At 69.8% G+C, this 15,722-nt stretch carries 15 protein-coding genes and 1 tRNA gene; 7 read left to right on the forward strand and 9 right to left on the reverse strand.

The features are described from left to right. Positions 1–46: 46 nt before the first annotated feature. Together FV234_RS00470 and sfnG are read right to left on the reverse strand one after the other, a co-directional pair. Positions 47–1,309, reverse strand: coding sequence for an SfnB family sulfur acquisition oxidoreductase (locus FV234_RS00470; protein WP_147827788.1), 1,263 nt, complete (start codon positions 1,307–1,309; stop codon positions 47–49). 81 nt (positions 1,310–1,390) lie between these two features. After that, on the reverse strand, positions 1,391–2,494 hold the full coding sequence (gene sfnG / locus FV234_RS00475; protein WP_147827789.1) for a dimethylsulfone monooxygenase SfnG: 1,104 nt from the start codon (positions 2,492–2,494) through the stop codon (positions 1,391–1,393). 563 nt (positions 2,495–3,057) lie between these two features. Between sfnG and FV234_RS00480 the strand changes: the two genes are divergently transcribed. The 7 genes from FV234_RS00480 to FV234_RS00510 all read left to right on the forward strand — a co-directional run bounded on the left by FV234_RS00480 (position 3,058) and on the right by FV234_RS00510 (position 8,675). After that, positions 3,058–3,639 (forward strand): NAD(P)H-dependent oxidoreductase, encoded by a 582-nt coding sequence (locus tag FV234_RS00480; RefSeq protein WP_147750098.1) that lies wholly within the window; start codon positions 3,058–3,060, stop codon positions 3,637–3,639. An 8-nt stretch (positions 3,640–3,647) separates the two neighbouring features. Next, entirely contained in the window at positions 3,648–4,601 is a 954-nt protein-coding gene (locus tag FV234_RS00485) for an aliphatic sulfonate ABC transporter substrate-binding protein (RefSeq protein ID WP_147827790.1), read from the forward strand. A 6-nt stretch (positions 4,602–4,607) separates the two neighbouring features. After that, positions 4,608–5,633, forward strand: coding sequence for a sulfonate ABC transporter substrate-binding protein (locus tag FV234_RS00490; protein ID WP_147827791.1), 1,026 nt, complete (start codon positions 4,608–4,610; stop codon positions 5,631–5,633). Beyond that, on the forward strand, positions 5,630–6,409 hold the full coding sequence (gene ssuC / locus FV234_RS00495) for an aliphatic sulfonate ABC transporter permease SsuC (RefSeq protein WP_147750101.1): 780 nt from the start codon (positions 5,630–5,632) through the stop codon (positions 6,407–6,409). The genes FV234_RS00490 and ssuC overlap by 4 nt, the downstream gene beginning before the upstream one ends. Then, on the forward strand, positions 6,409–7,311 hold the full coding sequence (locus tag FV234_RS00500; RefSeq protein ID WP_147827792.1) for an ATP-binding cassette domain-containing protein: 903 nt from the start codon (positions 6,409–6,411) through the stop codon (positions 7,309–7,311). The genes ssuC and FV234_RS00500 overlap by 1 nt, the downstream gene beginning before the upstream one ends. Before the next feature lie 20 nt (positions 7,312–7,331). After that, positions 7,332–8,522, forward strand: coding sequence for an FMNH2-dependent alkanesulfonate monooxygenase (gene ssuD / locus FV234_RS00505; RefSeq protein WP_147761338.1), 1,191 nt, complete (start codon positions 7,332–7,334; stop codon positions 8,520–8,522). A 79-nt stretch (positions 8,523–8,601) separates the two neighbouring features. Beyond that, positions 8,602–8,675 (forward strand) — tRNA-Gly (locus tag FV234_RS00510). A 44-nt stretch (positions 8,676–8,719) separates the two neighbouring features. Here the strand turns inward: FV234_RS00510 and FV234_RS00515 are convergent. The 7 genes from FV234_RS00515 to gyrA form a co-directional block, all read right to left on the reverse strand. Further along, positions 8,720–9,001 carry a hypothetical protein gene (locus FV234_RS00515; protein WP_147827793.1) on the reverse strand — a complete coding sequence of 94 codons (282 nt, stop codon included), beginning with the start codon at positions 8,999–9,001 and terminating at the stop codon, positions 8,720–8,722. A 378-nt stretch (positions 9,002–9,379) separates the two neighbouring features. After that, positions 9,380–9,838, reverse strand: a complete 459-nt coding sequence (locus FV234_RS00520) for a peptidylprolyl isomerase (protein ID WP_147750105.1) — start codon at positions 9,836–9,838, stop codon at positions 9,380–9,382. Between the two features lie 70 nt (positions 9,839–9,908). Then, positions 9,909–10,412 (reverse strand): hypothetical protein, encoded by a 504-nt coding sequence (locus tag FV234_RS00525; protein ID WP_147827794.1) that lies wholly within the window; start codon positions 10,410–10,412, stop codon positions 9,909–9,911. Positions 10,413–10,418: 6 nt separating this feature from the next. Next, positions 10,419–10,967 (reverse strand): peptidylprolyl isomerase, encoded by a 549-nt coding sequence (locus FV234_RS00530; RefSeq protein ID WP_147827795.1) that lies wholly within the window; start codon positions 10,965–10,967, stop codon positions 10,419–10,421. Positions 10,968–10,998: 31 nt separating this feature from the next. Next, positions 10,999–11,502, reverse strand: coding sequence for a pantetheine-phosphate adenylyltransferase (gene coaD, locus FV234_RS00535; RefSeq protein WP_147827796.1), 504 nt, complete (start codon positions 11,500–11,502; stop codon positions 10,999–11,001). Positions 11,503–11,657: 155 nt separating this feature from the next. Beyond that, positions 11,658–12,491 (reverse strand): porin family protein, encoded by an 834-nt coding sequence (locus tag FV234_RS00540; protein ID WP_147750109.1) that lies wholly within the window; start codon positions 12,489–12,491, stop codon positions 11,658–11,660. Positions 12,492–12,732: 241 nt separating this feature from the next. Further along, positions 12,733–15,468 (reverse strand): DNA gyrase subunit A, encoded by a 2,736-nt coding sequence (gene gyrA, locus FV234_RS00545; protein ID WP_147827797.1) that lies wholly within the window; start codon positions 15,466–15,468, stop codon positions 12,733–12,735. Positions 15,469–15,722 lie beyond the last annotated feature (254 nt).

Here is a 15,722-nt window from a genome sequence, read left to right on the forward strand (position 1 = left end):
ACGTGGCGATCGATCGCTCCGGCAGAGATGGCGTCGAACAAACCGCTCAGCTCCAGGCGTGCGACGGCGGCGCTACGCCGTTCAGCGCGTGGTTGCCAACGATCGCCACCTTCCAGCGGACGGGGTCGTGCAGCGTGTGCGTCCGCGCGTTGCGCCAGTGGCGGTCGAGGTTGTGCTCGGCGAGCGTCGAGCGCGTGCCGGCGAGCTCGAACAGCTTGTTCGAGGCCGCGAGCGCAATCTCGGTGGTGAGCACCTTCGATTCCGCCACCGCGATCTTGGCCGCGTCCACCAAGGCCGCGTCGTGGTCGGGGAGGGCGGCGTCGATCGCGAGGCCGGCCCGGTCGAGGATCGCCTCGGCCGCGTGCAGGCGGATGGTGAGGTCGCCGACCGCCTGGATGGTGTAGGGGTCGTCGGACGCCCGCGCCTGGTCGGCGTCGATCCAGGGCCGCGCCTTCTCGCGCACGAAGGCGATGGTGTCGTCGAGCGCCGCGCGGCCGATGCCGGCGTCGATCGCCGCCTGGATGATCTGGAAGATCGCCCCGTCGAGGCGCGGCAGCTCCTGGTAGGCCTTCCAGGCCGGGACGAGGTGGCTCTTCTCGACGCGCACATTCTCGATCAGCACCGTGCCGCTCGCCGTGCCGCGCTGGCCGAAGGCCGACCAGTCGTCGATCACCGTGAGCCCGGGCGCGTTGCGGTCGGCGATCGCGTACCAGGCGCGGCCGGCATCGTCGACGGCGACGATCGGCACGAGGTGGGCGAGCAGCGCGCCCGTTGCGTAGAACTTCTGGCCCTGCACGATCACGTGGTCGCCGTGATCGGTGAAGTGGGTGGCGAACTCGGCGGCACGCGGCGTACCCTTCTCCGAGAACGCGTTGCCGAAGCGGGTGCCGCGCAGCACCTCGGCGAAGAGCAGCGCCTGCTGGTCCGGGTCCGACACCGTACGGATCGCCGCGACGATGCCGAGATGGTTCTGCGCGATCTGCGCGATGGAGGGGTCGGCCGCCGCGACGATGGCGACGACCTGTGCCAGCGTCCGGTACGAGACCTCCGGGCCGCCGTAGGCGCTGGGCACGTTGATCGACCACAATCCGCTCTGCGAGAACCGGTCGAGCTCCGCCAGCGGCCGGGCATGCGCCAGGTCGCGTTCGGACGCGCCGGCGCGGATCGAGGCGGCGAAGTCATGCGCGACTCGGATCGCCTCGGCGTCGTCGCGGATGACGTGGGCGGGCTCGGACGGCTGGGCGGGGCCGGGGGTGCCCTGCGCGGGCAGGGTCCCGGCGAGGGCGCGGGTGTCGACGGCGATGTTCATCGGTGTCTCCAGAGTGAGAGTGCTCGCTCGCGCCTTTCCTCCCCTCACTGCGAGGGGAGGGGGCAGGGACCGGCTCGGCGCCTACGCCGCCTCGGCGCGCTCGGCCCGCGCCGCCTCGAGCGCGCGCACCCGCGGGATGATGTGCTCGCCGAAATACGCGACCTCTTCCTGGAAGTGCAGGAAGGCGAGGAGCGCCAGGTCGGTGCCGGCATCCTTCAGGGCGAGGATGCGCTCGGCGATCTGGTCCGGGGTGCCGATCAGGTTGGTCTTGAAGCCGTCGTTGTACTGGACGAGGTCCTCGAAGGTGGACTTCGCCCAGTTGCCCTCGCCCTCGGGCGAGGCCTTGCCGGCATTCTTCGCCTCGTGGCCGAACGCCTTCACCGCGTCTGCGTTGGCGTGGTCGATGATCTCCTGCAGCACAGCGCGCGCCTCTTGCTCGGTGTCGCGCGCGATGACGAAGGCGTTCACGCCGACCTTCACCGTGTGGCCGTTGGCGGCGGCCTTCGCTTGGAGGTCGTCCACCTGCGCGCGGACGCCCGCCGGCGTGTTGCCGTTGGTGAAGTACCAATCGGAGACGCGGGCCGCCATGTCGCGCGCCGCCCGCGACGACCCGCCCTGGAAGATCTCCGGCGTCACCGCAGGCTTGGGCTTGAGGTTGTAGTTGGTGTAGCGATAGAAATCGCCGCGGAACGTATAGTTCTCCTGGGTCCAGATCCCGCGCAGCGCGGTGATGAACTCCTCGGAGCGGCGATAGCGCTCGTCGTGGTCGAGCCACGGCTCGCCGATGGCGCGGAACTCGCCCGAGAACCAGCCGGAGACCAGGTTGATCGCGATGCGGTTCTCGGTCAGCTCGCTGATCGTGGCGATCTGCTTGGCGGCGATGGTCGGGTTCCACGGCCCGGGCAGCAGCGCGGCGATCACCTTCAACTTCGTGGTGGCAGCGAGCAGCGCGTGGCTGAACGCCACCGATTCGTGCTGGAACTCGGCGCCGTAGCCGGCGGTGAAGCGGATCTGGGTCAGCGCGTAGTCGAAGCCGGCCTCCTCGGCGATCCGCGCGAGCTTTCGGTTGTAGTCGGCATCCCAGCTCGTGCGCTGCGGGATCGTGCTGATCACGAGCCCGCCAGACACGTTCGGCACCCAATAGGCGAAGCGGATCGGCTCCTCGGTCGCGTTGCGGTTGGTCATCGGATGTCCCCCTCCTCGTCCGTCGTCACTTGTCGGTGCGATACGATCGTCCAGCGCATGTCCCTGATGGGTTACGCGCCGATCGGCCGAACAGATGCGCCCTGTAGGCGTACCTTCAAAGTATTTCCAAAGTCCTGATCCAGGTCAAAGGAAGCAAAGCGCAAATTTTTGCTGGATCAGGCAAGGACGTTCCACTGGCCGCAGGTCCGGCGGGAGAAACCTTCCATCGTGGGCATCCAGGAGGCGGGGCCGCCCGTGGAGAAACGGCATCGCACCCACTTCGTTCTTCTTAAAGAACGTTTCAGTCCGCTGATGCGCGGGATGATTGCAAATTTCGCCTCGTACTCACGTCCGAGAGAACAAAACCCCTCGATCCGATCGCTTGAGAAGACGTTCGCCTCGTTCGCCGCGTTCTTTTGCAAGAACGTTTCATTGACCGCGCAGGCGGTACGCCTCACCTTCAGGAGGACATCGCGGCAGGGTCCGGAACGATGGGGGCGGCCTTCGCCCTCCAGCCCCGTCTTTGTCCCGCGACACCCTAAATTCGAGACGAGACCTTGACGATGACGCGACCAAAACTCGTGGGCTTCAGCGCCAACCTCCAGCGCCCGTCCAAGACCCGCGCCCTGGTCGAGGCCGTGGGCGAGTCCGCCGCGGCGGATGGCGGCTTGGACCTGCGCCTGTTCGACCTCGTCGACGCCGGCACAGGCCTCGGCGCGGCCTGGTCGCGGGATGCGCTGTCGCTGCCGGCCCGCCGCGTGGTCGAGGCGATCGAGGGGGCGGATGCGCTCGTCGTCGGCTCGCCGGTCTACAAGGGCAGCTTCACCGGCTTGTTCAAGCACCTCTTCGACCTGATCGACCCGCTGGCCTTGGCCAACAAGCCGGTCGCGATCGTCGCCACAGGCGGCGGCGCCCGCCACGCGCTGGTGGTCGAGCATTCCTTCCGGCCGCTGTTCGGGTTCTTCGGCGCCCTGCAGGTGCCGACCACCGTCTACGGCTCCGACCCCGACTTCACCGACGGGCTCCCGACCGATCCCGGCGTGCGCGACCGCATCGCCCAGGCCGGCGCCCAGCTTGCCGCCCTCGTCCGCGCCGCGGGAGCAGCGGAGGCCGCCGCCCCCGCGGCCCGCGCGGTCGCACGCTGAGGCCGGCGATGCTCGACCGTCGCCGCCTGCTCGCCACGGCTTTCGCCGCGGCGCTGCCCCTGTCCCGTGCCGCGCGCGCCGCGGAGCCCGGCGTCCTGCGCATCGGCTACCAGAAGAACGGCATCCTCGTCGTCGCCAAGCAGCGCGGCGTCATCGAGGAGCGGCTGGCGCCACTCGGCCATTCGGTGCGCTGGGTCGAGTTCTCGTTCGGGCCGCCGTTGCTGGAGGCGCTCTCCCTCGATGGCATCGATTTCGGGCAGACCGGCGACGCCCCGCCGATCTTCGCGCAGGCCGCGCGATCGAGCCTCGTCTACGCCGCGGCGCAGGAGGCCGGCGGCTCCGGCTCGGGCATCCTGCTGCCGAAGGGCTCGGCGATCAAAACGCTCGCCGAGCTGAAGGGCAAGCGCGTCGCCTTCGCCAAGGCGTCGAGCGCCCACAATCTCACCGTCGCCGCCTTGGAGAAGGCCGGCCTCACCTATGCCGACATCGAGCCGGTGACGTTGGCGCCGGCCGACGCCGCGGCGGCGTTCTCGCGCGGCAGCATCGACGCTTGGACGATCTGGGACCCGTACTATGCCATCGCCGAAGGCGGCGACGGCGTCCGCGTGCTCGCGACCGCCAAGGAGATCGCCCGGCAGAACAACTTCTTCCTGGCGAGCCGCGCCTTCGCCGAGGGCCGCGGCGCGGTGCTTTCCGAGGTGATCGACGTGCTCGGGGGCGTCGCGCGCTGGTGCGGCGAGAACCGCGGCGCGGTCGCCGACCTGCTCTCGAAGGGCACCGGCGTGCCGCTCGCCGCCACGCGCCGCGCGGTAGACCGCACCGACTACCTCATCGGCCCGATGAACGACCGCGTCGCCGCCGAGCAGCAGGCGATCGCCGACCGCTTCCACGCCCTGAAGCTGATCCCGAAGTTCATCCGCGTCGCCGACGCGGTCTGGACGCCACCCGCACGCAACGGCTGATCCGCGATGACCGACGCCCCCCTTTCCCCCGCGCCGCGCGCCGCACTCGACACCCTGACGGAGGCCGGCGCGCCGATGCGCCGCCGCACCGTGCTCTCGGCCGGGCTCGGCCTCGCCGCCGCCTTCGCCCTGCGCCCGGCGCGCGCCGCCGCCACCGTGCGGATCGGCTACCAGAAGTACGGCTCGCTCGTCCTGCTGAAGGGCCGCGGCAGCCTCGCGAAGGCGTTGGCGCCGCTTGGCTACGACGTCGCATGGTCGGAGTTTCCCTCCGGTCCGCCCTTGCTGGAGGCGCTGAACGCCGGGGCGATCGACCTCGGCTCGGCCGGCGAGGCCCCGCCGATCTTCGCGCAGGCCGCGAGCGCCGACCTGCGCTACGTCGGCACCGAGCCGCCGGCCCCGCGCGGCGAGGCGATCCTCGTGCCCAAGGACAGCCCGGTCCGGTCCGTGGCGGAGCTGCGCGGCAAGACCATCGCGCTCAACAAGGGCTCCAACGTGCACTTCCTCGTGGTGCGCGCCCTGGAGAAGGCCGGCGTTCCCTACGACGCGGTGAAGCTCGTCTTCCTGTCGCCGGCGGATGCCAACGCTGCCTTCGTGCGCGGTGCCGTCGACGCCTGGGCGATCTGGGACCCGTACCTCGCGGCGGCCGAGCGCTCCACCGGCGCGCGCGTGCTGGCCGACGGCAGCGGGATCGCACCGAACCGGCAGTTCTACCTGTCGCGCCGCGGCTTCACCGAGGCGAGCCCGGAGGTCGTCGTCGCGATCCTGCGGGCGGTCGCCGAGGTCGACACCTGGGCCGCCGGCAACGGCGCCACGGTCGCGGCCGAGCTTGCGCCTTCGGTCGGCATCCCGGCGCCCGTGCTGGCGGTGGCTCTCGAGCGCCTGTCCTACGGCGTCGCCCCCCTCGACACGCAGGCGATCGCCGACCAGCAGGCCGTGGCCGACGCCTTCCACGCCCTCGGCCTCCTGCCCAAAGCCATCCGGGTCGCCGACGCGGTCTGGACCCATCCGGAACGGAAGGCGGAGATCCGATGAGCACCACCCCCTCCCGCATCCGCGACGCCGCGCTGCCCTGGCTCTTGCCCGTCGCGATCGTGCTCGGCTGGCAGGCGGCGGTCTCGGCCGGCCTGGTCTCGAACCGTTTCATGCCGGCCCCGCTCGACGTGGTCCGGGCCGGGATCGAGGCGGGGCGCACCGGCGAGCTCTGGACCAACCTCGGCGTCAGCACGCTGCGCGCGCTCGCCGGCTTCGTGGTCGGCGGCGGCATCGGCTTCGGCCTCGGCCTCGCCAACGGCCTGTCGCGCCTGTCCGAGCGGCTCACCGACACCTCGGTGCAGATGGTGCGCAACGTGCCCCACCTGTCGCTGATCCCGCTGGTGATCCTGTGGTTCGGCATCGGCGAGGAGGCCAAGCTGTTCCTGGTGGCGCTCGGGGTGTTCTTCCCGATCTACGCCAACACCCTGCACGGCATCCGCTCGGTCGACCCGGCGCTGGTCGAGATGGGCCGCGTCTACGGCATGTCGAACGCCGAGCTGTTCCGCCGCGTGGTGCTGCCGGGGGCGCTCCCGTCGATCTTCGTCGGCCTGCGCTACGCGCTGGGCATCATGTGGCTGACGCTCATCGTCGCCGAGACCATCTCGGCCTCGTCCGGTCTCGGCTACATGGCGATGCAGGCGCGCGAGTTCATGCTCGTCGACGTCGTGGTGCTGGCGATCCTGATCTACGCCGCGCTCGGCAAGCTTGCCGACGCGCTGACGCGGCAGCTGGAACGCAGCTGCCTCGCCTGGAACCCCGCCTACAGGAGCGCCTGATGCTGCGCGACGCCAACCTTCGCGACACCCCGCAGCCGCCGGACGCCGACACGAACGCGAGTGCCCTCGCCCTTGGCGACAGGGAGAGGGGCGTGACCTCTTCGGAAACGCTTGATCCCTCACCCCATTCCTCTCCCGACCGGGAGAGGGGAGCGCGCGGCATCGCCGTCACCGTTCGCGACCTGCACAAGAGCTTCGACGGCAACGCCGTCATCTCCGGGCTCGACCTGTTCCTGCCCGCGGGCGGCTTCACCGCGGTCGTCGGCCGGTCCGGTTGCGGCAAGAGCACCCTGCTGCGCCTGATCCTCGGGCTCGAGGCGCCGACCGCCGGCCGCGTCGCGCTCGACGCCGGCGAACCCGGCCTGCGGCGGAGCGAGCGGCCGCGGCGCATCATGTTCCAGGAGCCGCGGCTGCTGCCCTGGGCGCGGGTCGTCGACAACGTCGCCGTCGGCCTGTCGGGCATCGGCACGAAGCCGGAACGGCGCGAACGCGCGCTCGTGGCCCTCGACCAAGTCGGGCTCGCGGACAAGGCCGGCGCTTGGCCCGCGACCCTGTCGGGCGGCCAGCGTCAGCGCGTGGCGTTGGCGCGCGCGCTCGTCAGCGGCCCCGGCCTGCTGGCCCTCGACGAGCCGCTGGGCGCCCTCGATGCGCTCACCCGCATCGGCATGCAGGACCTGATCGAGCGGATCTGGCGTGCGGACGGGTTCACCGCGCTCCTCGTCACCCACGACGTCGGCGAGGCGGTGGCGATGGCCGACCGCATCCTCGTGGTGGATTCCGGCCGCATCGCCCTCGACCTGCGGGTCGATGTGCCCCGGCCGCGCCGCCGCGGCGACCCCGACCTCGCGCGCCTCGAAGGCCGCATCCTCGAACACCTGCTCGGCGCGCCCCAGGCCGCCTGAGCCGACACGGAGATCTTTCGATGACCGCCTCGACCGACAGCACGATTCAGGACGGGAAGACGGACGTCCTCTGGTTCCTGCCGACGCATGGCGACGGCCGCTACCTCGGTGCGTCCGAGGGCGCCCGCGACGTGTCGCTCTCCTACCTTCGCCAGATCGCGCAGGGCGCCGACGCGCTCGGCTATTACGGCGTGCTGCTGCCGACCGGCCGCTCCTGCGAGGACAGCTGGGTCGTCGCGTCCGCGCTCGCCCCGCTGACGCAGCGCCTGCGCTTCCTCGTCGCCGTGCGCCCGGGTCTGATGGAGCCCTCGGCCGCCGCCCGCATGGCCTCGACCCTGGACCGGATCTCCGGCGGGCGCCTGCTGATCAACGTCGTCACCGGCGGCGACCCGGTGGAGCTGCGCGGCGACGGCGTGTTCCTCGATCACGACGCGCGCTACGCGGTGACCGACGAGTTCCTTCACATCTGGCGCGGGCTGATGGCCGGCGAGACGGTGACGTTCGAAGGCAAGCACCTGTCGGCCGAGAACGGCCGGCTGATCTTCCCGCCGGTGCAGAAACCCTACCCGCCGCTCTACTTCGGCGGTTCGTCGCCGGCCGGCATCGACGTCGCGGCCGAGCATTGCGACGTGTACCTGACCTGGGGCGAGCCCCCGGCGGGCGTGGCCGAGAAGATCGCCACCGCACGCGCCGCCGCCGAAAAGCGCGGCAAGTCCTTCTCCTACGGCATCCGCCTGCACGTGATCGTGCGGGAGACCGAGGGCGCCGCCTGGGAGGCGGCCGACAGCCTGATCTCGAAGCTCGACGACGCCACCATCGCCAAGGCGCAGGCGACGCTGAAGCGCCAGGATTCCATCGGGCAGAGCCGGATGATGGCGCTGCACGGCGGCAGCCGCGACAAGCTGCAGGTCTCGCCGAACCTCTGGGCCGGCGTCGGCTTGGTGCGCGGCGGCGCCGGCACGGCGCTCGTCGGTTCCGCCGACCAGGTCGCCGACCGGATGAAGGAGTACATCGACCTCGGGATCGACCGCTTCATCCTGTCGGGCTACCCGCATCTTGAGGAGGCCTACCGCTTCGCCGAGCTGGTCTTCCCGAAGCTGCCGCTCCGCGCCACCACCGGCATCGGACCGACCAACGCCCGCAACGACGGCCCGTTCGGCGAGGTGATGGCCAACGACATCGTGCCGACGCGCCAAGTCTCTGCGCACTGAAAGCTAGCCTCGGACGTGCCACCCGCGCGGCGCATCCGGTCTTCTCAAGCCTCCCGCGCCATGCTATCCGGCGCGGATCGCGGGTGTAGCTCAATGGTAGAGCAGCAGCCTTCCAAGCTGAATACCCGGGTTCGATTCCCGGTACCCGCTCCATACCTCCCAAATCCCATGAATCGATCGCAGTCGCGGCGTCGCCTCTATCGTGCGACCGCCGCGAAGTGGTCGATCAATCGCGGGCCGTCCCAGATCTCGATCGCGCGACCTTCGGCCAGGGCGAGGGCATGGGCGATGGCCTCGTCGTCGCCGTAGGCCGGGAGTGCGTGCAGGCTCTTCGCGCCGTCGGCGCCGGTGACGATGGCGTGGTAGCGCGGCCCTTGCGCCGGCACCTTTCGGGCGCGAGCGGTGTCGGCGCCCGGCTGCAAAACTTCGTCGCGGATGGGCTCGGCGTCGTTCGCGACCGCATCCCGCTTCTCGGCCATCCGGTGAGGTCTCATCCAGGCGGGGCGGAGGAGACATCCTGGCCATCCGCGCATCGCCAAGCGATCCACGGCGTCGACTCGAAGAGACTTCGGCGAAGAGGCAGGACGCGCCGGACCGTCACGTGCCCGATGGATGATCCGCGCAAGTTGTAGGCTAGGTGCGCGGTCGCAGCACAGCACCAACATATGTTAGGTGAGCGGTACCGGGCGTGTGGCGTCACCCTGCGACCGAAACGCCGCTTTCGGCTCGATCAACGTCCGCTGAGAGCCGTCACCCGCATCGTCGCCTGCGGGGATACGCCCAATGCTCGATGACCCATTCGGGGGGCCGGGATCGCCCGTCGCCTCACGCTTGGAGGCGACGGGCGTTCGTTGAGGTCAGGCGGCGGCGATGGTCGCCTTGACGATCTTGTCGGGGGAGCGCGGCGGCTCGCCCTTGTTGATCGTGTCGACCACGTCCATGCCTTCGGTCACCTTGCCCCAGACGGTGTACTGCTTGTCCAGAAAGCGCGCGTCGTCGAAGCAGATGAAGAACTGCGAGTTCGCCGAGTGCGGGAAGTTGGTGCGGGCCATCGAGCAGGTGCCGCGGGTGTGCGGCTCGGCGTTGAACTCGGCGTTCAGGTCGGGCAGGTCGGAGCCGCCCGAGCCGGTGCCGGTCGGGTCGCCGGTCTGGGCCATGAAGCCGTCGATCACGCGGTGGAACGGCACGCCGTCATAGAAGCCCTGGCCGGCCAGCGTCTTGATGCGCTCGACGTGGTTCGGTGCGAGGTCGGAGCGCAGCGCGACGACGACGCGGCCCTTGGTGGTCTCGAGGACGAGGTTTTCGGTGTCGGCCATGTCGGTCTCCGGGTTGGTCGGGGAAGGGGCGCTGCGCCGGTCGGCGGCGCGGCGGGGTGTTCGGGTGCCGTCATCCGGGTCGGTTCGCGTCGACCTTCCGGTAGACGAAACGTAGGGCGACGGGTCGCCCGGCGATCGCTCGGCCGAGGCCGGGCGTGATGCGCGCCGGCAGGCAACGGCTCAGGCCCTCGAGGGTCGCATGCACCAGGGTCGGGCGCGTCTTGGGCCCGACGCCCCTCGCATACGTGATCCGCGGCGGCCCGATCAAGCTCCCGTCCCGCCGGAGCGACAGGCGGGCGGTGATCTCGATGTCGGGCGCGTCCTCGAGCGAGGCCGGAGGGCGCCAGCACGCCGCGAGCGCCGGATAGAACTCGGCCAGCGTGTTCGCGCGGGGGACGGGGCGTGCCGCCAGCGGCACCACGATCGTCGCCCGCAGGGTCTGCGGGAGGCTCAGCGGGTAGCCGGGCCCCTCGCCGTCGAGGGCGTAGCCGTAGAACGGCTGGCCGTCCCACGCACCCGCCGAAGCGGGCGCGAGGGCGGCCAGCAGCGCCGCCGCCGCACCCCGCCCTCGCATCGCGGCTTACTTCGCCTTCTCGGCCAGCTGCATCTTGACGATCTTGTCCGGGTTCTGGACCGCGCCGCCGGCCGCGCCGGGGGCGGCCCTCTTGATCTTGTCGACGACGTCCATGCCGTCGGAGACGAGGCCGACCACGGTGTACTGCCCGTTCAGGAACGACGCATCGCCGAGGCAGATGAAGAACTGCGAGTTGGCCGAGTTCGGGTCCGACGAGCGGGCCATGCCGACGGTGCCGCGGCGGAACTGCGCCGAGGAGAACTCGGCCGGGATGTCGGGCAGGCTCGATCCGCCGGTGCCGTTGCCCTTCGGGTCGCCGGTCTGCGCCATGAAGCCGTCCATGACCCGGTGGAACTTAAGGCCGTTGTAGAAGCCCTGAGCGATCAGCGTCTTGAGCTGCTTGACGTGCTTGGGCGCGATGTCGGGGCGCAGCTCGATGGTGACGCGGCCGTCCTTCGTGTCGAGGAAGACGGTGTTGGCATCCGCCGCGCGGGCGGCGGAGGTGCCCATCGCGAGGGAGATCGCGAGCGCGAAAAATGCGGTGCGGCGGTTCATGGGGAATCGTCTCCTTGGAAGGGGTGGTGGCCTAGCTTCGGCTTGCGAAGCGGGCCGCGAGGCGTTCGGCCACCTGGTGCGGCACGAAGGGCGACACGTCGCCGCCCATGGCCGCGATCTGGCGGACGAGCGTCGCGGTGATCGGGCGGACCTGGATCGAGGCCGGCAGGAACACGGTCTGGATTTCGGGGGCCATCGCGCCGTTCATGCCGGCGAGCTGCATCTCGTAGTCGAGGTCGGTGCCGTCGCGCAGCCCGCGGATGAACAGGCTAGCCTTGCAGCGGCGGGCCGCGCTCACCGCGAGGTCGTCGAAGGTGGCGATCTCAAGCTCCGTCCCCTCGGCCTCGGCCAGGGGCCGGCAGGTCTCGCTCAGCAGCTCGGCTCGTTCTTCGGCGGTGAAGAGCGGCGCCTTGCCGGGGTGGACGCCGATCGCGATGACGAGGCGCGGCACAAGCCGGCAGGCCTGGCGGACGACGTCGAGATGGCCGTTTGTGACCGGATCGAAGGAGCCGGCATAGAGCGCGATGCGGTTCATGCCCGCAACGCCCTAGAGGATTTTCATGACGAACGGAACCGCCGCTCCGGCCGAATGGGCCGGGAGCCCGAAACGCGAGAAGGGCGGAAGCTTCCGCCTCCGCCCTCCTCGCGTGTTCCGATCGATGCAGGCGCCTGGGCGCTTGGCGGTAGATCCTAGTAGGTGCCGAACTTGTAGTTGATGCCGGCGCGAGCGAGGCTGCCCTCGGTCGAGACGCGCGAGATGTAGCCGATCCCCGGGGTGCCGGCCGGGCCGACGTTGGCGACGACGAGGTTGCGGCTTCCGAGGTCGTAGCGGATGTACTCGCCCTTGATCGTCACGGCGCTGGCTCGGAAGACGTTCAGGAAGGACTCCGTCGGCAGCGCGTACTCGATGCCGCCGCCGTAGGCGTAGCCGGTTTCCATGTTGGAGCGGCGGGCGGCATAGGTCACCGGCGCGCCGGTCTGGAAGGTGACGGACTGTGTCACGTCTCCGTAGGCGAAGCCGCCGGTGCCGTACACGAACACCCGGTCGAAGGCGTAGCCGACGCGGCCGCGCACCGTGCCGAGGTAGTTGAGCTCTGTGCGGTAGCTATTGGTCAGGACGTTGGCGTTGAAGACGGGGTTGAAGATCGTCTCGGTGCGGCGGCGCTGCAGATCGGTGTACTGCGCGTCGGCCTCGACGCCGACGACGATGCCGGAGCCCGGCGTGAACTGGAAATTGTAGCCGATCTGACCGCCGCCGGTGAAACCGTCCTGCGGCAGCGGCACGCTCGGGCGGCGCAGGTTGCGGTCGACGTTGAGCTGCAGAGCGCCGATGCCGGCGGTGCGGACGTTGTCACGCTCCGAGAAGGCGTAGCCGGCGTTCGCGCCGAGGTAGAAGCCGGTCCAGGTGAAGACCGGGACGGGCGTGAACACCGGCGGCGGCGCGCGGCGCGGAAGGTCGGCGGCGCCGGCGGCGGCTGCGAGGGCCGTCGATGCGACGGCGGCGAGGGCGATGGACTTCAGCACGGGCGGCATCCGGGGTTGGTGTCTGGTGTTGCCGACCAGTAACCCCAACGGCCTCCTCTATGATATGACTTAACGGCAACACTCGGAAACAGGCGTTTTCTGAATTTCCGTGACATGCCGTAGATCAATACCCTACGTTTCTTACAGAAAATTCATCCGTCGAATCTGAACTTTTTCGCGACCGCATCGCGCGGCGGCGCGGCCCTGCAGGACGACCGAGCCGTCCTGCAGGGCGCCTCGCTCACACCGCCTCGTCGGCGATCTCGCCGCCCTCGTCCTCGCCGGCGATGTGCTCGACCGAGACGACGCGCTCGTCTTTGGCGGTGTCGAACACCGTAACGCCCTGCGAGGCGCGGCCGACGACGCGGATGTCGTCCACCGGCACGCGGATCAGCTGCCCGGCATTGGTCACGAGCATGATCTGGTCGCTGGTCTCGACCGGGAAGGAGGCGACGAGGTTGCCGTTGCGGGCGTTGACCTCCATCGCCTTGATGCCCTTTCCGCCGCGGCCCGAGGTCCGGTACTCGAACGACGAGGTCCGCTTGCCGTAGCCGCGCTCGGCGAGCGTCAGCACGAACTGTTGGTTGGCGCCCATCTCGGCGTAGCGCTCCTGCGACAGCAGCGGCGCGTCGGTGGCGGCCTCCTCGGCGTCGGCGTCGTTCGCTTCGGGCGCGGTGTCGCCGATGACGGCGCGCTGCATCTTGAGGAAGCCGACCCGCTCCTCGGGTGTCGCCTCGAAGCTGTTCAGGATCGTCATCGAGATGACGCGGTCGCCCTTGCCGAGGCTGATGCCTCGCACGCCGGTGGAATCGCGGCCCTTGAACACGCGGACGTCCTCGACCGGGAAGCGGATGCACTGGCCGAGCGCGGTGGTCAGCAGCACGTTCTGCTCGGGGCGGCAGATCTCGACGTGGACGATGTGGTCGCCCGGATCGAGCTTCATCGCGATCTTGCCGTTGCGGTTCACCTGCACGAAGTCGGACAGCTTGTTGCGTCGGACGCCGCCCGAGGCGGTCGCGAACATCACGTCCAGCGTCTCCCAGGAGCTCTCGTCCTCGGGCAACGGCATGATCGTGGTGATGCGCTCGGCCTGGTCCTGCAGCTGCAGGATGTTGACCAGCGCCTTGCCGCGGGCGTTCGGCGCCGCCATCGGCAGGCGCCAGACCTTCTCCTTGTAGGCCTGGCCCTGGCTGGAGAAGAATAGCACCGGCGTGTGCGTGCTCGCCACGAACAGGCGGGTGACGAAATCCTCCTCGCGGGTGGACATGCCGGAGCGGCCCTTGCCGCCGCGGCGCTGGGCCCGATAGGTCGAGAGCGGCACGCGCTTGACGTAGCCGGCGTGGCTCACGGTGACGACCATGTCCTCGCGCTGGATCAGGTCCTCGTCGTCGACGCTGGAATCGTAGTCGAGGATCACCGTCCGCCGCGGGGTGGCGAACTGCGTGCGCACCTCGGCGAACTCGTCCTTGACGATGGTCTGGATGCGTGACCGCGAGCGCAGGATGTCGAGGTAGTCGGCGATCTCGTCGGCGAGCGACTTCAGCTCGTCGCCGACCTCGTCGCGGCCCAGAGCCGTCAGGCGCTGCAGGCGCAGGTCGAGGATCGCGCGGGCCTGCACCTCCGAAAGCCGGTAGGTGCCGTCGTCCTTCACGCGGTGGCGCGGGTCGTCCACCAGCGCGATCAGGGGGGCGATGTCGTGGGCCGGCCAGTCGCGCGCCATCAGCGCCTCGCGCGCCGAGTTCGGATCGGGCGAGGTGCGGATCAGGCGGATCACCTCGTCGATGTTGGCCACCGCGATGGCGAGGCCGCACAGGACGTGGGCGCGCTCGCGGGCCTTGTTCAGCAGGAACTTGGTGCGGCGGGAGACGACCTCCTCGCGGAAGTCGATGAAGGCCTGGAGCAGGTCCTTTAGGCTCATCAGCTCGGGGCGTCCGCCGTTCAGCGCCACCATGTTGCAGCCGAAGGAGGATTGCAGCGGCGTGAACCGGTAGAGCTGGTTCAGCACCACCTCCGCCATCGCGTCGCGCTTGATCTCGACGACGATGCGCATGCCGTCGCGGTCGGATTCGTCGCGCAGGTCCGAGATGCCCTCGACGCGCTTCTCCTTGACCAGCTCGGCGATCTTCTCGACCAGCGTGGCCTTGTTCACCTGGTACGGAATCTCGGTGAAGATCAGCGCCTCGCGCTCCTTGCGCAGCTCCTCCACGTGGGACTTGGCCCGCATGATGATCGAACCGCGTCCGGTGGCGTAGGCCAACCGCGTGCCGGCGCGCCCGAGGATCGAGCCGCCGGTGGGGAAGTCCGGCCCGGGCACGATCTCGGTCAGCTGCTCGATGGTCAGGCTGGGATCGTCGATCAGCGCGATGCAGGCGTCGATGAGTTCGCCGAGGTTGTGCGGCGGGATGTTGGTCGCCATGCCGACGGCGATGCCGCCGGCGCCGTTGACGAGAAGGTTCGGGAAGCGCGCCGGCAGCACCGAGGGCTCTTCGCGCGACTCGTCGTAGTTCGGCTGGAAATCGACGGTGTTCTTGTCGATGTCGGCGAGCAGCGCGGTCGCGGGCTTGGCCAGGCGCGATTCCGTGTAGCGCATGGCGGCGGCCGGATCGCCGTCGACGGAGCCGAAGTTGCCCTGCCCGTCGATGAGCATCAGGCGCATCGAGAAGTCCTGCGCCATGCGGACCAAGGCGTCGTAGATCGATTGGTCGCCGTGCGGGTGGTAGAGGCCGATCACGTCGCCGACGATGCGGGCCGACTTGACGTACTTGCGCTCGGGCAGGTGCCCGCTCTCGTAGGCCGCGAACAGGATGCGCCGGTGCACCGGCTTGAGGCCGTCGCGCGCATCCGGCAGCGCCCGGCTCACGATCACGCTCATCGCGTAGTCGAGGTAGGACCGGCGCATCTCGTCGGTGATGGAAACGGGCTTGATGTCGCTGGCGGGCGGCGGCGTGCCGGCCCCTGTCTCGTCGTTGTCGGCCAAGGGCTTTATCCGTGTGGCGAAGGCCCCGCGTCCGGAGCCGGTGTCTGGTGCGGCGCACGCCGAAAGGCCGCGGGCGGCACGACGTGGGGGAAGACGAATGATATCAGACGGTTAATTATTCCTCCCGCGGCACCGGCGCAAGCACCTGATCCACCCCTGTCCGGCGCTCTTTTCGAGAGCGTCAACGACGCTCGCAACCGTAGGATCGCGTGCCGGAGCGTGCATCTCCACAGACCGGCCAAGCTCGCCCCGGA

The sequence above is a fragment of the Methylobacterium sp. WL8 genome (assembly GCF_008040045.1).
Taxonomy (GTDB): domain Bacteria; phylum Pseudomonadota; class Alphaproteobacteria; order Rhizobiales; family Beijerinckiaceae; genus Methylobacterium; species Methylobacterium cerastii.